12 protein-coding genes and 2 pseudogenes are annotated in these 17,333 nt (G+C 66.2%); 11 read left to right on the top strand and 3 right to left on the bottom strand.

Features of this window, described 5'->3' with window-relative positions:
• Nucleotides 1-391 precede the first annotated feature (391 nt).
• From AC07AZ_RS09025 to AC07AZ_RS09015, 3 genes are all read left to right on the top strand, one after another.
• Complete coding sequence (locus AC07AZ_RS09025; protein WP_478845367.1) at nt 392-1,336, top strand: SDR family NAD(P)-dependent oxidoreductase; 945 nt, start codon at nt 392-394, stop codon at nt 1,334-1,336.
• 142 nt (nt 1,337-1,478) lie between these two features.
• The gene (locus tag AC07AZ_RS09020; RefSeq protein ID WP_478845352.1) at nt 1,479-2,939 is read left to right on the top strand and encodes an MFS transporter; all 1,461 of its coding nucleotides are present in this window, start codon (nt 1,479-1,481) and stop codon (nt 2,937-2,939) included.
• 191 nt (nt 2,940-3,130) lie between these two features.
• Nucleotides 3,131-4,024 (top strand): SDR family oxidoreductase, encoded by an 894-nt coding sequence (locus tag AC07AZ_RS09015; RefSeq protein ID WP_478845350.1) that lies wholly within the window; start codon nt 3,131-3,133, stop codon nt 4,022-4,024.
• 210 nt (nt 4,025-4,234) lie between these two features.
• Here the strand turns inward: AC07AZ_RS09015 and AC07AZ_RS09010 are convergent.
• Nucleotides 4,235-4,654, bottom strand: a pseudogene (locus AC07AZ_RS09010) (ABC transporter ATP-binding protein); the annotation flags it as partial.
• A 473-nt stretch (nt 4,655-5,127) separates the two neighbouring features.
• On the opposite strand from AC07AZ_RS09010, the gene AC07AZ_RS09005 reads away from it, so the two are divergent.
• The 3 genes from AC07AZ_RS09005 to AC07AZ_RS08995 all read left to right on the top strand — a co-directional run bounded on the left by AC07AZ_RS09005 (nt 5,128) and on the right by AC07AZ_RS08995 (nt 8,066).
• Nucleotides 5,128-6,096 carry a GlxA family transcriptional regulator gene (locus tag AC07AZ_RS09005; protein ID WP_478845348.1) on the top strand — a complete coding sequence of 323 codons (969 nt, stop codon included), beginning with the start codon at nt 5,128-5,130 and terminating at the stop codon, nt 6,094-6,096.
• Nucleotides 6,097-6,537: 441 nt separating this feature from the next.
• Complete coding sequence (locus tag AC07AZ_RS09000; RefSeq protein WP_478845346.1) at nt 6,538-6,966, top strand: nuclear transport factor 2 family protein; 429 nt, start codon at nt 6,538-6,540, stop codon at nt 6,964-6,966.
• A gap of 185 nt (nt 6,967-7,151) precedes the next feature.
• The gene (locus AC07AZ_RS08995) at nt 7,152-8,066 is read left to right on the top strand and encodes a GNAT family N-acetyltransferase (RefSeq protein ID WP_478845344.1); all 915 of its coding nucleotides are present in this window, start codon (nt 7,152-7,154) and stop codon (nt 8,064-8,066) included.
• 16 nt (nt 8,067-8,082) lie between these two features.
• Here the strand turns inward: AC07AZ_RS08995 and AC07AZ_RS08990 are convergent.
• A pseudogene (locus AC07AZ_RS08990) lies at nt 8,083-8,916 on the bottom strand (IS5 family transposase).
• A 201-nt stretch (nt 8,917-9,117) separates the two neighbouring features.
• Here AC07AZ_RS08990 and AC07AZ_RS08985 point away from each other — a divergent pair.
• From AC07AZ_RS08985 to AC07AZ_RS08975, 3 genes are all read left to right on the top strand, one after another.
• Nucleotides 9,118-9,687 carry an RNA polymerase sigma factor gene (locus tag AC07AZ_RS08985; protein WP_478845342.1) on the top strand — a complete coding sequence of 190 codons (570 nt, stop codon included), beginning with the start codon at nt 9,118-9,120 and terminating at the stop codon, nt 9,685-9,687.
• Nucleotides 9,688-11,135: 1,448 nt separating this feature from the next.
• Complete coding sequence (locus AC07AZ_RS08980; protein WP_478845340.1) at nt 11,136-11,753, top strand: hypothetical protein; 618 nt, start codon at nt 11,136-11,138, stop codon at nt 11,751-11,753.
• A gap of 657 nt (nt 11,754-12,410) precedes the next feature.
• Nucleotides 12,411-13,049 carry a hemerythrin domain-containing protein gene (locus AC07AZ_RS08975; protein ID WP_478845338.1) on the top strand — a complete coding sequence of 213 codons (639 nt, stop codon included), beginning with the start codon at nt 12,411-12,413 and terminating at the stop codon, nt 13,047-13,049.
• Nucleotides 13,050-13,639: 590 nt separating this feature from the next.
• Here the strand turns inward: AC07AZ_RS08975 and AC07AZ_RS08970 are convergent.
• Nucleotides 13,640-14,239, bottom strand: a complete 600-nt coding sequence (locus tag AC07AZ_RS08970; RefSeq protein ID WP_478845336.1) for a TetR/AcrR family transcriptional regulator — start codon at nt 14,237-14,239, stop codon at nt 13,640-13,642.
• 388 nt (nt 14,240-14,627) lie between these two features.
• Between AC07AZ_RS08970 and AC07AZ_RS08965 the strand changes: the two genes are divergently transcribed.
• A complete protein-coding gene (locus AC07AZ_RS08965) occupies nt 14,628-15,188 on the top strand; it encodes a hypothetical protein (RefSeq protein ID WP_478845334.1) in 561 nt (186 codons plus the stop codon).
• A 711-nt stretch (nt 15,189-15,899) separates the two neighbouring features.
• Nucleotides 15,900-16,859, top strand: coding sequence for an AraC family transcriptional regulator (locus tag AC07AZ_RS08960; RefSeq protein ID WP_478845332.1), 960 nt, complete (start codon nt 15,900-15,902; stop codon nt 16,857-16,859).
• Nucleotides 16,860-17,333: the final 474 nt, after the last annotated feature.

Genomic DNA, 17,333 nt, shown 5'->3' with positions numbered 1-17,333 from the left:
CCGTCGCCAGCCTCAGGGAAGCCCTCAACACCACCGCCTGACCCCCCGACGGCGACCGCCCCCACCAGGAAACAGGCGGCCGCCACGGAAGCCGTAACCCATGGCATAGCGGCACTGGGAGCGGCATCGGCGACCGTTGGCATTCGAGGCGGAACGCACGAGGCCCGTGTACTCCTCCGGCCGCTGCGGGGATTGGTCTGCGACGTACCGCTGCCCTCTGTTACGGCAGGAGCCCAGAGCGGCCGACTGGCCCCAGGCGACTCACTCACGACTTGGACGCTCGCTCATATCAACTGGACGGTCAACGATGGATCGTCCAAACGGGCGACAGTAGCTTCGGGTGCGCCAGCACACCCACGCTTAGGAGTCCCTTGTGAACGCAGCACCCCGGATGACTACTCCCTTCGCCGTCAGCGCGACCGCTCTCGAGGTGATCGACGGTGTCGATCTGGCAGGGCGCCGCGCCGTGATCACCGGAGGCACCTCCGGCATCGGCGCGGAGACCGTCAGGGCTCTTGCCCTGGCCGGCGCGGAGGTCACCGTGGCCGCCCGCCGCCCTGAGACCGCGCGCTCTCTGGTCCGGGAACTGTCCGATATCCCGGGCGCGGGGCCCGTTCGTGCACAGGCGCTCGAGCTGTCCGATCTCTCCTCTGTACGGAACTTCGCCGGGGAGTGGCAGGGCCCGTTGGACATTCTCGTCGCCAACGCCGGAATCATGGCCCTGCCGCAGCGGGTGACCAGCGCCGAGGGCTGGGAAATGCAGTTGGCCACCAACTACCTGGGGCACTTCGCGCTGGCCAGCGCCCTTCTGCCGTCGATGCGGGCATCCGGTTCGGCCCGCATCGTGATCGTGAGTTCGGGGGCCCACCGTGGTTTTCCCTTCGACTTCGAGGACCCGCAGTTCGAGCGGCGGCCGTATGACCCGTGGGTTGCTTACGGACAGTCCAAGACGGCCGATGTTCTCTTCGCCGTGGGGGCGCGCCGCTGGTTGACCGATGGCATCACAGCCAACGCGGTCAACCCCGGCTACGTGTTGACCAACCTGCAGCGGCATCTCGACGACGACACCATGCGTTCCTTCGGAGTGATGGACGACGAGGGGAATGTGAAGCCGCTGCCCTACTACAAGACTCCTCCCCAGGGGGCAGCAGGGTCGGTGCTCCTTGCCGCGTCTCCACTGGTGACCGGTGTGGCCGGCCGCTACTTCGAGGACAACCAAGAAGCCGAGGTCGTCCCCGGTGACCAGGGCGAGGCCGGCGGCGTTGCCGCGCACGCCGTCGATCCGGCTGCCGCAGACCGCTTGTGGGACTACGCCACGGACACCATCTCGCGATGAGGCGCGCGCGGACCCGGCCGTACCCCCACCGCGTCACGTGATACGTGTGAGTAGCCGGGACGTATCACGTGACGACCACCACGCACTGGCTGAAACGTATGAACGTGCCCGCACGTATGCTTCAGCACCGTCTCCCGCACACATGTTGCGGGCACGACCGGGCGGACAGCTCCAGGAGCGCCGCAGACAGTCGATGCCGTACAGCGCGAGCGTCGTCCCGGAACAGCTGCACCCGTCAGCCGCGATAGCCGTCTCCGGCGCAACCTTACTGATGAGAGGCCTATCGGTGACCCAGCAAAAGCCCGAACAGGTACATGCCGGTCCTTCGGCGGGGGACGGCCACCGCGCAGTGGCACAGCGCGCCAGGGGGACTCTGCCCGCCTGCCATGGTCCCCACGAGCCCGCCCTGCCGGCCGCCGCCGGGCACGGGCGCGGAGGGTGGTTCGCCGTCAGCTCGGTAGCTGCTGCGTCCTTCGCGCTTGTCCTCTCCCAGTTTGTCATGGTCGCGGTTCTGCCCGACATCATGGTGCAGTTCGACGTATCAGCCGGAAGGGCGGGCCTGACCCTCGTCCTTCCCGGCCTTCTCGCCGCCGTCGCTGCACCAGTTCTCACGCTTGCCTTCGGACAGCTTGACCGGCGCGTTGTCCTGTGGGGCTTGACAGGCGTCGTCGCCCTGTCGGATGTGCTGGCGGCCATCGCCCCCGACTTCGGAACCCTCGTGGCAGCCCGCCTGGTGCTGGGCGGCGCAATCGGCGCCTTCTGGACCATGGGTGCCGGCGTGGGCCCCCGGCTCGTACCACTGGCACAGGTGACGAAAGCCACCTCATTGGTGATGGCTGGCATCTCCGCCGGCACGGTTGTGAGCCTGCCGCTGGGCAACATTGTCGCCCAGTACTGGGGTTGGCGATCGGCTCTGTCAGCAGCGAGCGTACTGAGCATCTCGGTCCTGCTGGTCCAGCTGCGCACCCTGCCGAAGATGCCCGCCGCGGGCGCCCTGCACGCCGGAGACGTCTTCGGACTGCTGCGCCGACCTAAGGTCCGGGTCGGCCTGATGATGTCTGCACTGCTGTTCTTCGGTCACTTCGGCGCCTACACCTTCGTCTCCACGTTTCTGACGGACGAGGCCGGTTTCTCCGCCTCGGCAGTCGGCGGACTGCTGCTGCTCTACGGGATCGCAGGGTTCATCGGCAACTTCGCTGCCGGAGCGACGCTCGACCGCAGTGTCCCCGCCACGTTGGGCACCGCAGCAGCGGTGCTGGCGGTGTCCGTGCTCGTCCTCGGGCAGTGGCACTCCCAGTCCGCAGTCGTCGTCGCACTGTTCCTGTGGGGCGTCGGCTACGGAGCCGTTCCCATCTCCCTGCAGACCTACATGATGCGCGGGACCACGGCGGAAGGCGGCCTGGCGCTGTTCGTGACGGTGAGCCAGCTGTCACTGGCGACGGGCTCCTTCGTCGGAGGCCTGTTCGTCGACAGGTTCGGCCTGTCGGCCGACTACACCGTCTTCGCCGTCCCCGCGCTGATAGCCGTTCTGATCGCGGCAACGCGACTGCGCCACCAGCCACCGAGATCGGCAGTGTCACGCCCGGACGTGCAGCCGGAATAGGGAAACTTTCTGGCAGCGACTCCCCCTGGGGCACCACCAGCGCGGAGGAGCAGGAGAGCGCCACCCCGCGACGCAGGACTGTGGGGGTGCCGCATTGCTCCGTGCCGGCGTCCAGCCCCCGGGGTTTCCACCGGTGGTCACAGCGAACAGCATGCTTTGCTCTGGCTGTCGCACATATAAGGAGGAATGACATGAAGGTACTCGTAACAGGCGCATCAGGAACGGTCGGCAACTTGGTGGTGCGCAAGCTTTCCGAGCAGGGAGCATCCGTCAGGGGCGTCGTACGTCGGCAGCAGAGTGCCGCCGCTCTGCGCGACCACGAACTGCCGGGTGTCGAGGTGGTGGTAGCCGATCTCGCGAACGAGACGGCCGTTCCTCCGCTGATGGACGGTATCGACGCGGTGTTCCTGGTGGCGGCCAATGTGCCCGATCAGCTCGACCAGGAACAGTTCGTGATCCGGGCAGCGTCCGCGGCGGGAGTACGACGCCTGGTCAAGCTCAGCGTCGGCGGCGCCTCCCCCGAGGCACCCCTGGCCCTGGCCCGTGTCCACCATGCGGCAGAGCAGGAACTGACGGCCAGTGGCCTGACGTATACGGTGCTGCGGCCTGCGTTCTTCATGGACAACCTGCTGCAGTACATTCACTGGATCGACTCCTCGGGCCGCCTCCCCCTGCCCATGGGCGACGGCGCGATGTCGATGATCAACTCCCGTGATATCGCCGACGTCGCCGCGATCGAACTCGCGAACCGTTCCACGGAAAACCGCGACCTGGTGCTGACCGGACCGGAAGCACTCACCATCGACCAGGCCCTGGCCCGAGTGGGCGAGGTCGTCGGTCAGCCTCTCAGCCATCTCGACGCCACCCGGGAGGACTTCCTGCGCCGATACACGGCCGACGGCAACACGCCCGAATACGCAGAGGACATCGCCACCCTCTACGACGGCATCCTGCGCCAAGGCTACGGCGCCGAGATCACCGACACCGTGGAGAAGGTGACCGGTAACCCACCCCGTACCATCACCGACTTCGCGCGGGACCACGTCGCGGACTTCGCTCAGGCGCAAGAGCCCACCAAGGGCTGACAGACCAGGCTGCGGCAGTGCTTGTGAGCCACGGACAAGCACTGCCGTTTCCGTGCGACCCCACCCGCCCCGCAGGGAAGATTCATGAATTGCGCATGACGGAAAACCGGCCTCCTGTGCGGCGTGCGCTCGGCGCTCGCGCGTTGACGGCTCCGCAACCGAGGGGCCCGAAGAAGGCCCTCGTGGCCTCACTCGGTGGCGAGGGTTTTGCTGAGCTTGCCCACGGAGACCAACGGCCGACAACGCGGCGCCAATCCGTTCTCGGCTGGCTTCACGCCGGGCGAGCCGGGCGGGAAGGGCCACGTTCTCTGATGCGGTGAGCGAGGGAATGAGGTTATGGGACTGGAAGATGAAACCGACGTGGTCGCGTCGCAGCCGCGCCTGAGCCGTACGGTCGAGGCGGGCCAAGTCCTTCCCGAGCAGGGTCACCGTCCCCGCACTGGGCGGCTCCAGTCCCGACATGCAGTACAGCAGGGTGGACTTTCCTGAGCCGCTCGGTCCGACGATGGCGACGAACTCGCCGCGGGCGACGTCGAGTGAGATACCTCGCAACACCGAAGCAGGTGTCTGCTTCGCAGCTGTAGGGAGGACCTTGCTGAGGTCACGTATCTCGAGGAGGTGTTCGTTCATCACTGAGATCCTGGCGGTGGGGGACATGTGAATACGTCATTCCGCAGTACGTTGCTTCTCCGCTCCCAGGAAGACACGCCACGCTGGGCTGCAGGTCGAGATCGGCCGGCTGCCGACCAGGCTGTCGAGAAGCACCGACCATCGCCGCTGGGTGAAGAAGGACGGGGGCGGGGGTTTACGCCCTGTGTCCACCTGGGAGAAACGCCTCGAACCGCTGTGGCACCTCACCCTCGCCGGCGCTCGCCATTCCACCACCGTGCAGACGGGACCTACCTGCACTGACGCACACCAGCGCATGCGCCAAGGGCGCGGTCGACGCGGCCAAGCCCCGCTTGACAGGCGGACGGGAGCGACTGTCGGGCCCTGAACGCGGGCAACTGGGGCCGCGTCGGCGGGAGGTGCACGAGAGTCAGGTTGATAGAGACCTCTCTAAACAATTGACACATCAGCTAGTTGATTCTTACGATCAACCCATGAACGGATCAGAACCAGACACAGCTGGGACACGAAGAATCGTCCTGCTGGTGGTCGACGGTGTATCCATGCTCGATGTTGCCGCTCCGTCGGAAGTCTTCGCCGAGTCACGGCACGCAAGCAGCAACTATGACCTCGTCGTCTGCTCCCCGGATGGCGAGGACGTAAAGACTGGTAGCGGTCTCGCTCTCCATGCCGACTCCAACGCCCACGATGAAGGGCCCGTCGACACCGTGATCATCGCGGGTGGCTGCAGTTTGCCCACCCGCACCCTCACTCCCGAACACGTATCTGCTGCACGTCATCTTGCTGGGCGCGCACGGCGAGTGGCGAGCCTGTGCACGGGCGCCTTCGTCCTGGGAGCCGCCGGCCTTCTCGACGGCCGCAAGGTCACGACGCACTGGAACCACACCCAGCGGCTGCAGGACCTCTACCCGAAGGCCGAGATCATTCATGACAGTGAGCTCGTCACGGACGGGAACCTCATCACCTCGGCCGGAGAAAGCGCCGGAATCGCGCTGACTCTCCACCTCCTGAAGGAGGACCAAGGCGACAAGGTGCACAGCGTTGTCGCTCGGGATCTCGTGGTCTACCAACGGCCGGACAACGATGTCGCGGGTTCGGTGGCAGTTGCCCGGCGCAATCCGCTGGTTCGCAAGCTGACCGCGGAGATCGTCGCGGACCCCTCTGCGCAGTACACGCTCGCTGACCTGGCCAAACGCGCTGCTGTCTCCCCGCGCCACCTCTGCCGCCTCTTCCAGGAGGAAGTGCGGACGACGCCTGCCAAGTTCGTGGAGCAGGTAAGGTTTGACAGCGCCCGTTCGCTTCTCGACAACGGCGAATCGGTCACCAATACCGCCTTCATGTCGGGCTTCGGAAGCATGGAGACACTGCGGCGGGCCTTCATCAGCCGCTTGGGAGTCTCACCGCGTGCCTACCAGCACCGCTTCAAAACAGTGGTGCAGTAACCGAACGCTGGCCGCTGCCGGCGCATCGCCGACGCACGGGGCGGACCGCCATCGCAGATTGCGCGAGGCCGGGTTCAACGGCGAGAGCCGGCAAGGCTCCATTCGCCATTGACTTGGATTCAGGGGCACCCACACCCGAGGGGACCGCCTTGTCCATCGTGGCGGAGATCGTCGCCCTCCGTTACGGCACATGTGGAGCATCACTCCGGGCGTTGGATACGCCCATGCACAGGGAACCTGTGAAGCCTTGGCCGGACGGCATTTCGAGTTGAGACGCCGAGGGGGCGGCCATGCTGTCGCGGCAACTCAAGAGTCGGTCGGGGCGCAGACTGCCAGCGAGGTCGAGTCGTTGACGACCGTCGCACGTGCCCCTTCATGTCTTCCATCAGTTCAGGCGGGGAACTGTCCCCGCTACCTGTACGAATCAAGGGTGTGACCACGATGACGACCAGCGCCGATCGCACTGCACGTTTCGCAACGCTCTGTGACAAATGGGAAAAAGCCTGGAACGACTTGGACGGTGACGCGGTCGCGGCATTGTGCGCAGAGGATCTGCTCTACGACGAACCGGCACTGGGCGATACACGACGCGGCCGAGAGGCCGTCCGCCAGCACGTGCTGAGCATGGCGCGAACGTTCCCGCAGGGCTCGTCCTCGTTCACACGTGTCGGGCTGTACATCGAGGTGGAGCGAGACGCCATCGTCGTCGCGTGGCGTTTCGAGGGAACCCCGGCCGGCAGCGACCAACCCATCGCTTTCCATGGCGACGACCGGCTGGAAGTCGGTGAAGACGGGCTGATCAGCTCTTACCGGGGACTGTACGACAATCGGCTCGTGCGTAGGTTGCTCCACGAAGCGTATGGGAGATGAAAGCAGCTCAGACGAAAACGGGCGGCACCGTCAGCGTCGTCGGTGGTCGGTGAGCCACGATGGCGCCAGCACACTGATCGCGCGTTCGCGCTAGGGCCTGTCCGGCGGATCATGTCGTGACCGAGCCTTCTCGTAAGGTCGTAAAGGGCTGGACGGTGTGATCGGCGTCGCACTACCGTCGTCTGATGTCCGTTCTCGCCCCGGTGCTGCCGCCTGGCTACCATTCACGCCCTGCGACTACCGACGACGTTGGTGCGATCCACGCGTTGGTCGCGGGCTGCGAGCGGGCGGTGTACGGACGGGTGCAGGCCGATGCCGGGGCCATCGCCGCTGTCTTCGCCCGGCCCGGTCTGATCCCCGAGTCGGACATCGTGCTTGTCCACGACCTGTGTGGCCGGCTGGCCGCGTGGGCCTGGGTGGATCGGCGCTCCGAGGTTCACGTGCATCCGGACCATCGTGGCCGTGGCGTGGGTGCTGCGCTCCTGGGCTGGGCCGAAGACCGAGCCCTCCAGGCGGACAGCGAGGGCATCGTGCAGACAGTCCCGGAAGGCGACGCCGGCGCCGTGGCTCTGCTTCACTCGCGCGGATACACCCCGCTCGTGACGGCCTGGCTGCTGGAGTTCGCCATGCCGGATGAACCGGAGGTGACCAAAGCGCCGTCCGGCATTACGGTCCGGCCACTGCGCACTGGTGACGAATCCGCCACGCATATGCTGGTGCAGGACGCATTCGATGAATGGCAAGAGCGGCGCCAGTCCTATGCGGAGTGGGCGAAGCATATCGTCGACCGGCCCACCTTCGCGCCCGCCCTGTCGCCGCTTGCATTCCACGGCGGCGAACTGGTCGGTGCCGCGCTGTCATTGGACTTGCCCGAGACAGACGAGGGCTATATCGAGCAGGTCGCGGTGCGCCACGACTACCGGGGCCGCGGCATCGCACGACTCCTGCTGCGCCATGCGTTCCGCGCCTTCCACCGGGCGGGCCGACGTTCCTGCACGCTCTGGACACACTCGGACACCGGCGCGCTCGACCTGTACCTGCGAGTGGGCATGACGGTCCGGCACAGCTCCACAGTCTTCCGCAAGGATCTGCGGACCTAGGCTCTGCCCGGACAGATCATGGGCGCAGCCAGAGTCGGATCGAGGCGACGGTGACGGTGCCGTGGAAGATGTAGGCGCGTTTGTCGAACCTCGTGGCCACGGCCCGGGAGTTCTTCAACGCGTTGATCGTCCGCTCCACTTCGTTCCTGCGCTTGTAGATCGTCTTGTCGAAGCCGTTGCCGTTGGGCCGGCCGCCCTTGCTGCCGCGGGCCTGGCGGTTGGCCCGCTGGTTTCTTGGTTCCGGGATCGTGTGCTTGATCTGACGTCGTCGCAGGTAGCGGAGATTGCGGCGGGAGGAGTACGTCTTGTCGCCGCCGAGGTGATCGGGCCGGGTGCGCGGCTGTCCGCCGCTGGGCCGACTGACGCGGATGCGTTCCATGACCGGGATGAGCTGCGGGGCGTCGCCCCACTGACCCGGCGTGATGAGCAGGGCCAGTGGGCGGCGCCCGCCCTCACCGGCGAGGTGGACTTGCTGGTCAGGCCGCCCCGGGAGCGTCCGAGTCCCTCATCGGGGCGGTGCTGCCGGGGCGTGCGTCTTTTTCCCGGCACTCGTGGTGGTTCCTTGCGGGCACCGGCGGCGTGCTGGTGGGCGCGGCAGGAGGTCGAGTCGACACTCACCATCGACCAGTCGATGCGGCCCTCGACGTCGGCGTCGGCCAGGACCGTCGCGAAGAGTCTGTCCCACGTGCTGTCCGCCGACCAGCGCCGGTGCCTCTCGCACACGGTCTTCCACTTCCCGAAACGCGTCGGCAGGTCCCGCCACGGCCCAACGGCCGCCCCGCTTGCCGGACTTCGGAAGATGCGGCTTCAGTCGGGCCCATTCCTCGTTCGTGAGATATTCACGCCCCATGGACATGCCAACGAACCGGAGCGCGAGACGTCACATGATCCGCCGGACAGGCCCTAGCCGGCTTCTGTTGGCTCAACGCACCGAGGCGAGCATCGGCCGCACATGCTCGGATGCCCAAGGATCGGGGGCGACTTCTGCACGGCTTGTGGGGTTCGGCCGAAAGAAGCCGACCGGTGCCGGACAGAGCAGGGTGTGGAAGCCATGAGGAAACAGGAAACACCTGAGGAGCCGCAGGCCCGCTTCGAAGCACTGGTGCACGTGGTAGCGGGGCCGCTCCACAGGTTCCTGCTGCGGCGTGCGGGGGCCGACATGGTCGAGGACGTCATGTCCGAGACGTTGCTGGTGCTCTGGCGGCGGATCAACGACGCCCCGCTGAAGGAAACAGACCTCGCGACCGCTGCTGATGATGTCCTGCCATGGTGTTACGGCGTGGCTCGAGGCTGCCTCGCCAACGCCCGCCGGGCACATCGGCGCAGGCTCAGGCTGAAGGAGCTGCTGACGCGCACCAACCAGTCGACCGGGACCGAGAACGCCGACCACGCCGATCTGTACGCCGCGCTCGGCACGCTCGGTGAACGGGACCGCGAAGTGGTGTTGCTATGGGCGTGGGAGGAGCTGGCGCCGCGTCAGATTGCGGAGGTCACCGGCCTGACGCCCAATGCCGTAAGCATCCGGCTCCTTCGGGCGAAGAGGAAGCTGGCCGCTCAACTCGTGGGAAAGAACGAGTGCCCTCCAGGACATGAGACAGCTGTGGGAGGGAGCAAACTGTGAATTACGACGATCTGCTGGCCCGGTTGCGGGCTGCGTGCCCTGCCTTGACTTCATCAGCGTAGTTGCCCTACGCCGACGGTCTTGTGGGGACCTTGATCACCCACACCGGACGGCGGTGACCGGGCCGCGGAGTCAGGGAGGGCCTGGATGACCAAATGACGTCTTCCGCCCCCAAGTTGCGGCCGCAGCGGTACTTGGCGGACGGAGGCGGTGTAAGCAGGACGCGCTCGGACGGGGGTTGCTGCTAGGAAGCGGTGCATCGGCTGGGCGCGGTCGGGCAGGCCGATCCGTTCATCCCGCCCACCGCGTTCAGAGCGGCAGGACTGTGCACGGTCCGCTGTCACAGAACGGGTCCGACGGCTTCTTCGCCAGCCGCCGTAGCGGATGCGGCGGGATTTGGGCGATTGCGACGGCCGGGGAAAACGCACCCCGGCTCGCGCCGAGTGCCAGCGGCGTGTACACCTCGCCGGCGGCAGAGAGTGGCCGAGCATTGTCTCCAGCCGCGCCACCCGCCTGGACGTGCCATGGTCCTGGGACACCGGAGCGCCGCAGGTGAGCCGGAAACGGCGGATACAGGTTGCCAAGTTCTCGATCGGTGATCCGGCAGTCACAGTCTGGGACACGTGGAAGCTGCCTTGGATGCCACGAGACGTGTCGGCCGACTGAGCCGCTCACCCAGGTCATCGGCAGCGGACAGAGAGCCGGCCGTATCGAGGCGGCTCGCCAAGGAGCCGATGAACGCTGGGTTTCGACGAGAACCTTTCAGGACGACATCAAGAACTTTGAGCAGGATGCGTCCGTTCCGTACGTGCTCAGCTCGTCTGACCGAGAACCACGGCCGACTGCAGGGCTTGCAGGTTCTTGTTCATGCCAGGCTTGAGTGTCAGCAGGTCGTAGTACACACCGACGGTCCTCTCGTCGTCATAGGTCCGTTGGAACTCTGAGGCCAGGGAAAGCCATGACGTGGGGCTGACCCCCATTTGAACGAGACGGGTGACGGCTGCGTCGTGGATGGCCGGCGTCTCCCCGGCCGTCGCGTCGATGACCAGTGTCCGTACTGCAGAAGTCGTCCGACCGGGACGAAGTCCTGCCCTGGTGTTACGGCGTAGCCCGCGGATGTCTTGCCGACGCCCACCGAGTTTCCCGGCGCGGAGCGCGGCTGAAAGGGCGACCCGTCCGGGCGCCCCGGCCGTTGCCGGCGGGCGGCGCCGACCACGCCGACACCGACCTCTACCGGGCGTTGTGCACGCTGCGCTCACTGGACAGAGACGTCGTGCTTCTGTGGCCTGGGAGGAGCTGGCGCCGCGTCACATTGCCCAGGTGGCTGGGCCAACGCCCAGTGCGTTAACTGTCCGGCTGCATCGGGCGAAGAACAGACTCGCCGCGCAACTCGGACGAAAGAACGACCGGGGTGGCGGACATGAGACGGACGAGGAAAGGAGCGATCGATGAATGACGACGAGCTGCTGGCCCGGCTCAGAGCTGCCGACCCGGCTGCTACTGCATCGCCTCCGGCATCCGACATCAACCGTCTTGTGGAGGCTGCTATGACCACCGACAAAACACCCCGCTCCTCCGCCACCAGGATCCCTGTGCCTGCCCTTCGCACGGCCCACCGTGGCCGCCGTCTCGCGCTCGCGGTAGCCGCCGTCGCCGTGCTGGTAGTGGGCGGTGGTGCGACCTGGAGGGCGGTGTACGACGGGCCAGGCAGCCAGGCGCCGGCCAGTGCACCGTTGGCTTTGACCCTGGAGGGTGGTGGCGGCGCCAAGTGCATGGAGCCCACGATCGACTCGCTGCGCCGGCTTGAGGTCGCCTTCGAGGGCTCGGTCACAAGCCAAAAGGGGGACCAGGTCGTCTTCCGAATCGACCACTGGTTTCGTGGCGGTGACGCCGACACCGCCCGGCTCACGAACGACGGAGCCGACGGGGGCAGCGAGACTCTCGTGTTCCACGTAGGTCAGAGCTACCTCGTGACAGCCGAGGCCGGTGTAGTCCCGGTATGCGGTGGCACGAACCTGGCTACTGCCGAAGGCGAGGCTCTCTTCAACCGCGCCTTCGACAAGTAGCCGGAGCACACCGAGAGCCCGCCGTATGAGCTCCGAACGCTGGTCCTCAACAGCCGAAACTGCGTGTGCAGCTGATCGGGTTGCCCAGCAGGTTCCTCTGCAGGTCCTGCTGCTCGGCGGCACACCGTTTCGGGTTCATCCCGCAGCCCGATCGAGGGCCCGGGCCGCAGCCTTGTTCACGCTTCCGAGATGCACCGGTCCGTGCCCGGGCAGTCCAGTGCCGGCGTCCACTCCCTTGAGCACGGTCGGGGAGACGAGGGCCCGGCCGCGGTCCGCGTGGAACGTGCCGGGCAGCAGCTGAGGGCCGGCGACCCGAGAAGCCGGGTGGCCGGTGACCAGGGCGTCCCGCTGACGAGTGTGCCGCTGTCGGGCAGGTGGTAGGCGCAGTGGCGGCGAAGGCAGGCCGACCGCACCCGTGAGGGGGCCGATGACGCACGAGGTCGCAGGAGTGTGCACCACGCATCCCACCGTGCGGGACGTGTGATGCCGACGATACGTGTCTGTGAGGCGTAGTACTCCCAGGTGCCGTGCCCGCGGCGAGGAAACAGTCTGGCGGGCTACGTGTGGTGATGGTCGCTGGTGGAGTGGCTCCATGGCCGCGGGTTAACACCGTGAAAGTTTCACGCAGTGGTACCTCTATCGATTAGAGTGATCACCATGAACCACTCCGGCACAGAGGCCGTTGCCGTCACTGAGACACGCCTGTCCCATGGCTTGCACCGCCGCGCCACCACCCTGTTGTCCGAGGCCGCTCTTCGCCCGTCCGTGCCCCTCGCGGCTGTCGCTGAACTCCGTGACTACCTGGTGAAGAATCTCCACCATCACCACGAGACGGAAGATCACCAGCTTTGGCCGATGATCTCCGCCGCTGCGCCGGAGGCCGCCGAAGAGCTCGCCGCCCTCAGCAAGGAACACGACCAGTTGGACGCGGCGCTCGACGCGCTGGCGGTTGCACCGACCGAAACCGACGCGGACCGCGAGGGCTTGCATCAGGCGGCCGAGGTTGTGCGCGATCTCGTCCATCGCCACCTGGAACACGAGGAGCCCATTCTGTTCCCCGCGCTTGAGAAATACGTGTCGCCCGAAAGCTGGACGGCCTTCTCTCGGCAGGTCATCGCCACCTCCCCCATGGAAGCGGCGCACCTGACAGTGGGATTCTTCGACGAGGTCGGAACACCCGAAGAGGTATCCCTCATCTTGTCGGGACTGCCTGCGCCTGCACTGGAGTTCGTGCCCGTCATGCGGGAACAGGCCCGCGCGTCGCTCGCGCTTCTCAGGGGTGCAGACGCGAACTGAACGGCCGGGTCGGCCTCGGATTGCGTCGATCATGAGAGCCTGAGCACTTCGCGTGGACGGAGCACCGATCACTGCATCGGATCGGCCATGACAGTCCCTCGATGATGACGCTGCCGCTACGGCGGCGGACTACGCGCATCCGCACGCAGCCGGAGATCTCCCGGCGCCTCTGTGCGACCGGATCCTACCCGCAAGCAGCGCCTCAGCCGGGGTCTGCCGGGTGAGCGCCCTTCTCGCTGTGCGTCAAAGTGGACGCTCAGACGGCGACGTCTGTGCGTAGGGCGCCTGCCCCTCCGACGTGGCCGGCGCCGCAACCCCATCCCTACGGAAGCCGGAGCGGGTGGCGCCGTGTCCGCGAAAGGCGCGAGGACCGCAGTTGTCAGCGGCTGCCGCCGCATCGAATGCAGGTATGCGAACGGTCCACTGGGGTGATGGCTTCCCCTTCGCGGCGCTGTCTGTCCAGGGGGCGCACGCAGGAGACATGCTGCGCCTCGTCACGCAGCCGCAGGAGAGCAACCGTATCGCTCAGCCCATTTCGATCGGGCGGATCGACATCGCGACGGCCCGGATGCAGCTGACGGACTGACCTGCTACCGTCCGGCCTCAGGCTCGGCGAGCACGGCCCACCTCGCGGCCCCAGCCAGCCACTCCTCGGCATCGTCGAAGCTCCACTGCCGGTGACCAACCAGACTGAACCAGGCATCCTGGCCCAGGTAGAACCAGAGCAGGTCAGCCGCTTTAGGAATATCCAAGCCGGGACGCAAAGCATCAAGATGGCGCAGACGCTCGGCAATCATCGTCAGTACCTTCATGAACTCCGCGTTGCCCGCCGCAAGCACCCCTGCGGCGGTCGGCTCGGCATGGCATTGGGGCACCAAGGCCGCCAGCATCCGCCAGTGTCCCTCGTGTCCCTGCCGTGTCCCCTGCGCGGTGGCGTTGACGACCTCACGCGGATCCTCGGTTTCGTTGATCCTTCGTATCGTTCGCTCGACGCTCGGGTCTTCGATCGCGGGGGTGAGCAGTTCCATGAGAATGTCCGCCTTGCCACCCGTGCTGCTGTAGACCGTCTGCACCGCCACTTGTGCAGCCGCAGCAATCTTCCCCACCGTCACGGTCGAGTAGCCTTGGGCGATAAACAGCTCTTCCGCTGCCTTAAGGATCGCGGCACGGGTCTCAGCTGCCCCGTGCATGCGACGTGGGGAACGGTAACTCCTGGTGCTCACCATTCTCCTCACCCCGCCTACAGACGCCATTCGACGGGTACTTTACCCGCTGGCAACAGAGCCCTGACACCGGGTGGACAATCGGCGTGTGGGGGCTTGCCATCAGGTCGGCAAGGATGGCCGGGCGTCATCAGGGTGCCGGGCCTGGATTCGTTGGCGGGATTCACGATGACTTTGCGACTCATACGTATGTGTGGCCAGCTGCCAGCATCGAGTGGTGCCCCTAACGCTGCGGTCTGCCGACTCCAAGTGATACTTGACCTGTCGTGCATTTGGTGCGTTCCTGCGGCTCGGCCAGGCCCAGACCCCTGAGTACCATGCGCAGCGTCATCCACATGCAAGGGAGTAAGCGGCTGTGCCCAGCGAATCTGCCCCCGCCACCCTCAGGTCGCGCTACGCGGAACAAGCCGCAGCGGACCTGGCGGAGAACCGCCGTCGGCAAGCAGAACTGATCAGCCACCTGGACGAACTGCGGCAAGAGGAGTCGCTGCTGGTGGACATTTGCAACCTCGCGGGGCATCCCGCGGCTGCGCCGAATACGACTCCTGCACCGCGTCAGGCCCAGGAGGGGGCGCCGGCGGAGGTCGCCGCACTCGACGGTCAGAGCCTGCCTGGATTCCCACCGCACGCGTCGGCGAGCAGCCGCCATCTGCCTGCGGAGAGCACGACCCGAAACGGCGCCGGCAAACAGCCCTTGCTCAGAGACCTCCTCCTGGACCTGCTTCGCGCTCATCGCGAGCCGCGCCTGGCCAGGGAACTGCGCGAGGAACTCTTGCGGAAGCATCCGGATCGGGAACCCACATCCCAAGTTGTGCGCAACACGCTGGAAGGTCTCGTCGCCAAGGGCCACATCCGACGGCACAAGCAGGGCCGATCGGTCATGTACATAGTGATCGACCCCGCTGAGAGTACATAGGTTCGGTTTAAGGGACCGCGTCTCCTGGTTCCCGTTACCTCAGTCGCACAGCCAGGCACCTTCCGAGCCAGTGCGACGGACCGCTTGGCCCGTCGCGGGCGTGAGTATTGCTGCGGCCGGGCGGGTCACACCTGGGTGTCTGCCCATAGGCTCGTCTTGCACACGTGTGCCATGGGGAAGCACCTGCAGTTATCAGTGGTCCGTTCCTACCTGACCATGGGTATTTTAAAGCGCAATAATCTTGGCTCGGCCGGTAGTGGACTCCTCTCCGCCCTCTCGCACCGCCCTCGTTCCTGTCGATGAGGTGAATTGAGCATGGTGAATCGAGAGCCCGACGATTCGTTGCCGCCGTGGCCGCCAGTGGAGCCGCCGCGCTTGCCTGGACTGGCCTCGTCAGCTTCGGCGGCTGCGTACTCCGGAGCGTCCTTCTTCAGTGGCGAGAACCTGACCGGAACGAGGCGGTCGCCGACCTGAACATATCCAGCTGCCCTGCCTCAACCCACTCTTTCGGCAGTGAACTGTCTGAGGTGAACGTGTACGTCTCCTGCAAGGTGGACTGCGGGCCTGGCCTGCCCGGCAACGCCGATGACTCCTACTTCGCCCCCGCACTGCTTGCTCCTTGTAGTGGGATTCTTGAGTACAGGACAGGAGTCATGAAGTAGACTCTCGAACATAATGAGGCTAGCTGAACCTATAGATCGTCCATCGGGTGTGGACCCCCTCGAAGAAGTCCTCGCTCTTGTCGACGTCCGTGCGGAACGGGCTTCCACGCTGACCGGACACGGAGACTGGGCACTGCGGTTTCCTGCGCCCGCCGGCGCGAAATTCAACTCCGTACTCGCCGGCTCCTGCCTGATCGACACACAAGGGCTGGAGAAGCCACTCCTGCTCCGCACAGGTGACTCCTTCCTTCTGACCCGGCCGCAGGAATTCGTCCTCTTCACCTCGGCGCAAGCCGGCGTGCAGCAGGCATCCCCCTTCTTCCGTGCCACAGACGGCACGAGTGCCGAGGTGGGCGTCGTCGAGCAACCGGTCAGCGCACGTCTGGTGGGCGGCAGCTTCGCCTTCGGTCGCCGCGCCCGCGAGCTGCTGCTGGACACGCTCCCGCCGTTGATCTACCTTCCCGCCCATGCTGAAGGCGCGGCGATGGTCCCTCACCTCCTCAACCGCATCGACCACGAAGCCCGCACGGGCAACATCGGCGCGAATGTGGTCAGCGAGCACCTCGCTGTCGTCCTGCTCATCGATGTCCTGCGTTGCCACCTCACCCACCACCCGGACAGGGCCGGCTGGCTCCAAGGGCTCGGCGACCCCGTCGTTTCCACGGCTCTGCACGCCATCCATGGCGATCCGGCGCGCCGCTGGACGGTACGCCTCCTCGCGGACGCTGCACACGTCTCCCGCTCGACGCTCGCCGCACGCTTCAAAGCCGCCGTCGGCCAAGGGCCACTCGAATACCTCACCCGCTGGCGCCTCGAACTGGGAGCGCACCGCCTCGCCACCACCGACCAGACCATCGCCACCATCGCAGACACCGTCGGCTACAGCTCCGAGGCATCCTTCGCCCTCGCATTCAAACGCGAACTCGGAACTCCACCAGGCAGCTTCCGCAAGGAGGTCCGCAACCAGGACGGTGTCACGCCCCTACAGCAAACACCTGTCAACGCATAGCGGCGTCGCGACTGCCGGCCCGGACCCCGGTGGCGGCGAACTGCAGCTCGCCGCCACCTTCCGAAACCGTTCTCGCAGTGCCGTTGTCGTCCCGCGCAATGGGATCCATGTCCCTCCGCGCCGCATCGGTCTTTGCCGCTACGGTTCTCAACGCCTCGAGTTCCGCTCCGCCTCCGGCAGATGCTCCCTCGCCCACTCCCCGAACTACCGGAGTGCGGGAACCAGCGCCGCGTGTGACGCCCCCGTCGACCCGTTCGCACGCCGCCAGCCCGTGCCTCCGCTCAATTGCCATGTCCGTGAGCGTGCCGCCGACATGGTGGGGAGATCCAAGCTGATCCAGTGCGTACTACCAGCAACAGATAAGCGAGATCGGCGCGGGGCTGGTAGATCCAACGCATCAGCGTCTGGCCCTGGTTGGCCCCTTCGCGGCTTGTTGCGGCTTGGGCGCCTCTCCCCATTTCTCCCCGGATAGGG

The organism is Streptomyces sp. NPDC043878, assembly GCF_056435735.1.
This window is presented reverse-complemented; position numbering and strand designations above follow the sequence as displayed.

Coding starts and splice junctions, on each gene's coding strand:
- AC07AZ_RS09025 (WP_478845367.1), top strand. CDS start 392: ATGACTACTCCCTTCGCCGTCAGCGCGACCGCTCTCGAGGTGATCGAC.
- AC07AZ_RS09000 (WP_478845346.1), top strand. CDS start 6,538: ATGACGACCAGCGCCGATCGCACTGCACGTTTCGCAACGCTCTGTGAC.
- AC07AZ_RS08980 (WP_478845340.1), top strand. CDS start 11,136: ATGAATGACGACGAGCTGCTGGCCCGGCTCAGAGCTGCCGACCCGGCT.
- AC07AZ_RS09020 (WP_478845352.1), top strand. CDS start 1,479: ATGTTGCGGGCACGACCGGGCGGACAGCTCCAGGAGCGCCGCAGACAG.
- AC07AZ_RS08985 (WP_478845342.1), top strand. CDS start 9,118: ATGAGGAAACAGGAAACACCTGAGGAGCCGCAGGCCCGCTTCGAAGCA.
- AC07AZ_RS08970 (WP_478845336.1), bottom strand. CDS start 14,239: ATGCACGGGGCAGCTGAGACCCGTGCCGCGATCCTTAAGGCAGCGGAA.
- AC07AZ_RS09005 (WP_478845348.1), top strand. CDS start 5,128: ATGAACGGATCAGAACCAGACACAGCTGGGACACGAAGAATCGTCCTG.
- AC07AZ_RS08995 (WP_478845344.1), top strand. CDS start 7,152: ATGTCCGTTCTCGCCCCGGTGCTGCCGCCTGGCTACCATTCACGCCCT.
- AC07AZ_RS08975 (WP_478845338.1), top strand. CDS start 12,411: ATGAACCACTCCGGCACAGAGGCCGTTGCCGTCACTGAGACACGCCTG.
- AC07AZ_RS09015 (WP_478845350.1), top strand. CDS start 3,131: ATGAAGGTACTCGTAACAGGCGCATCAGGAACGGTCGGCAACTTGGTG.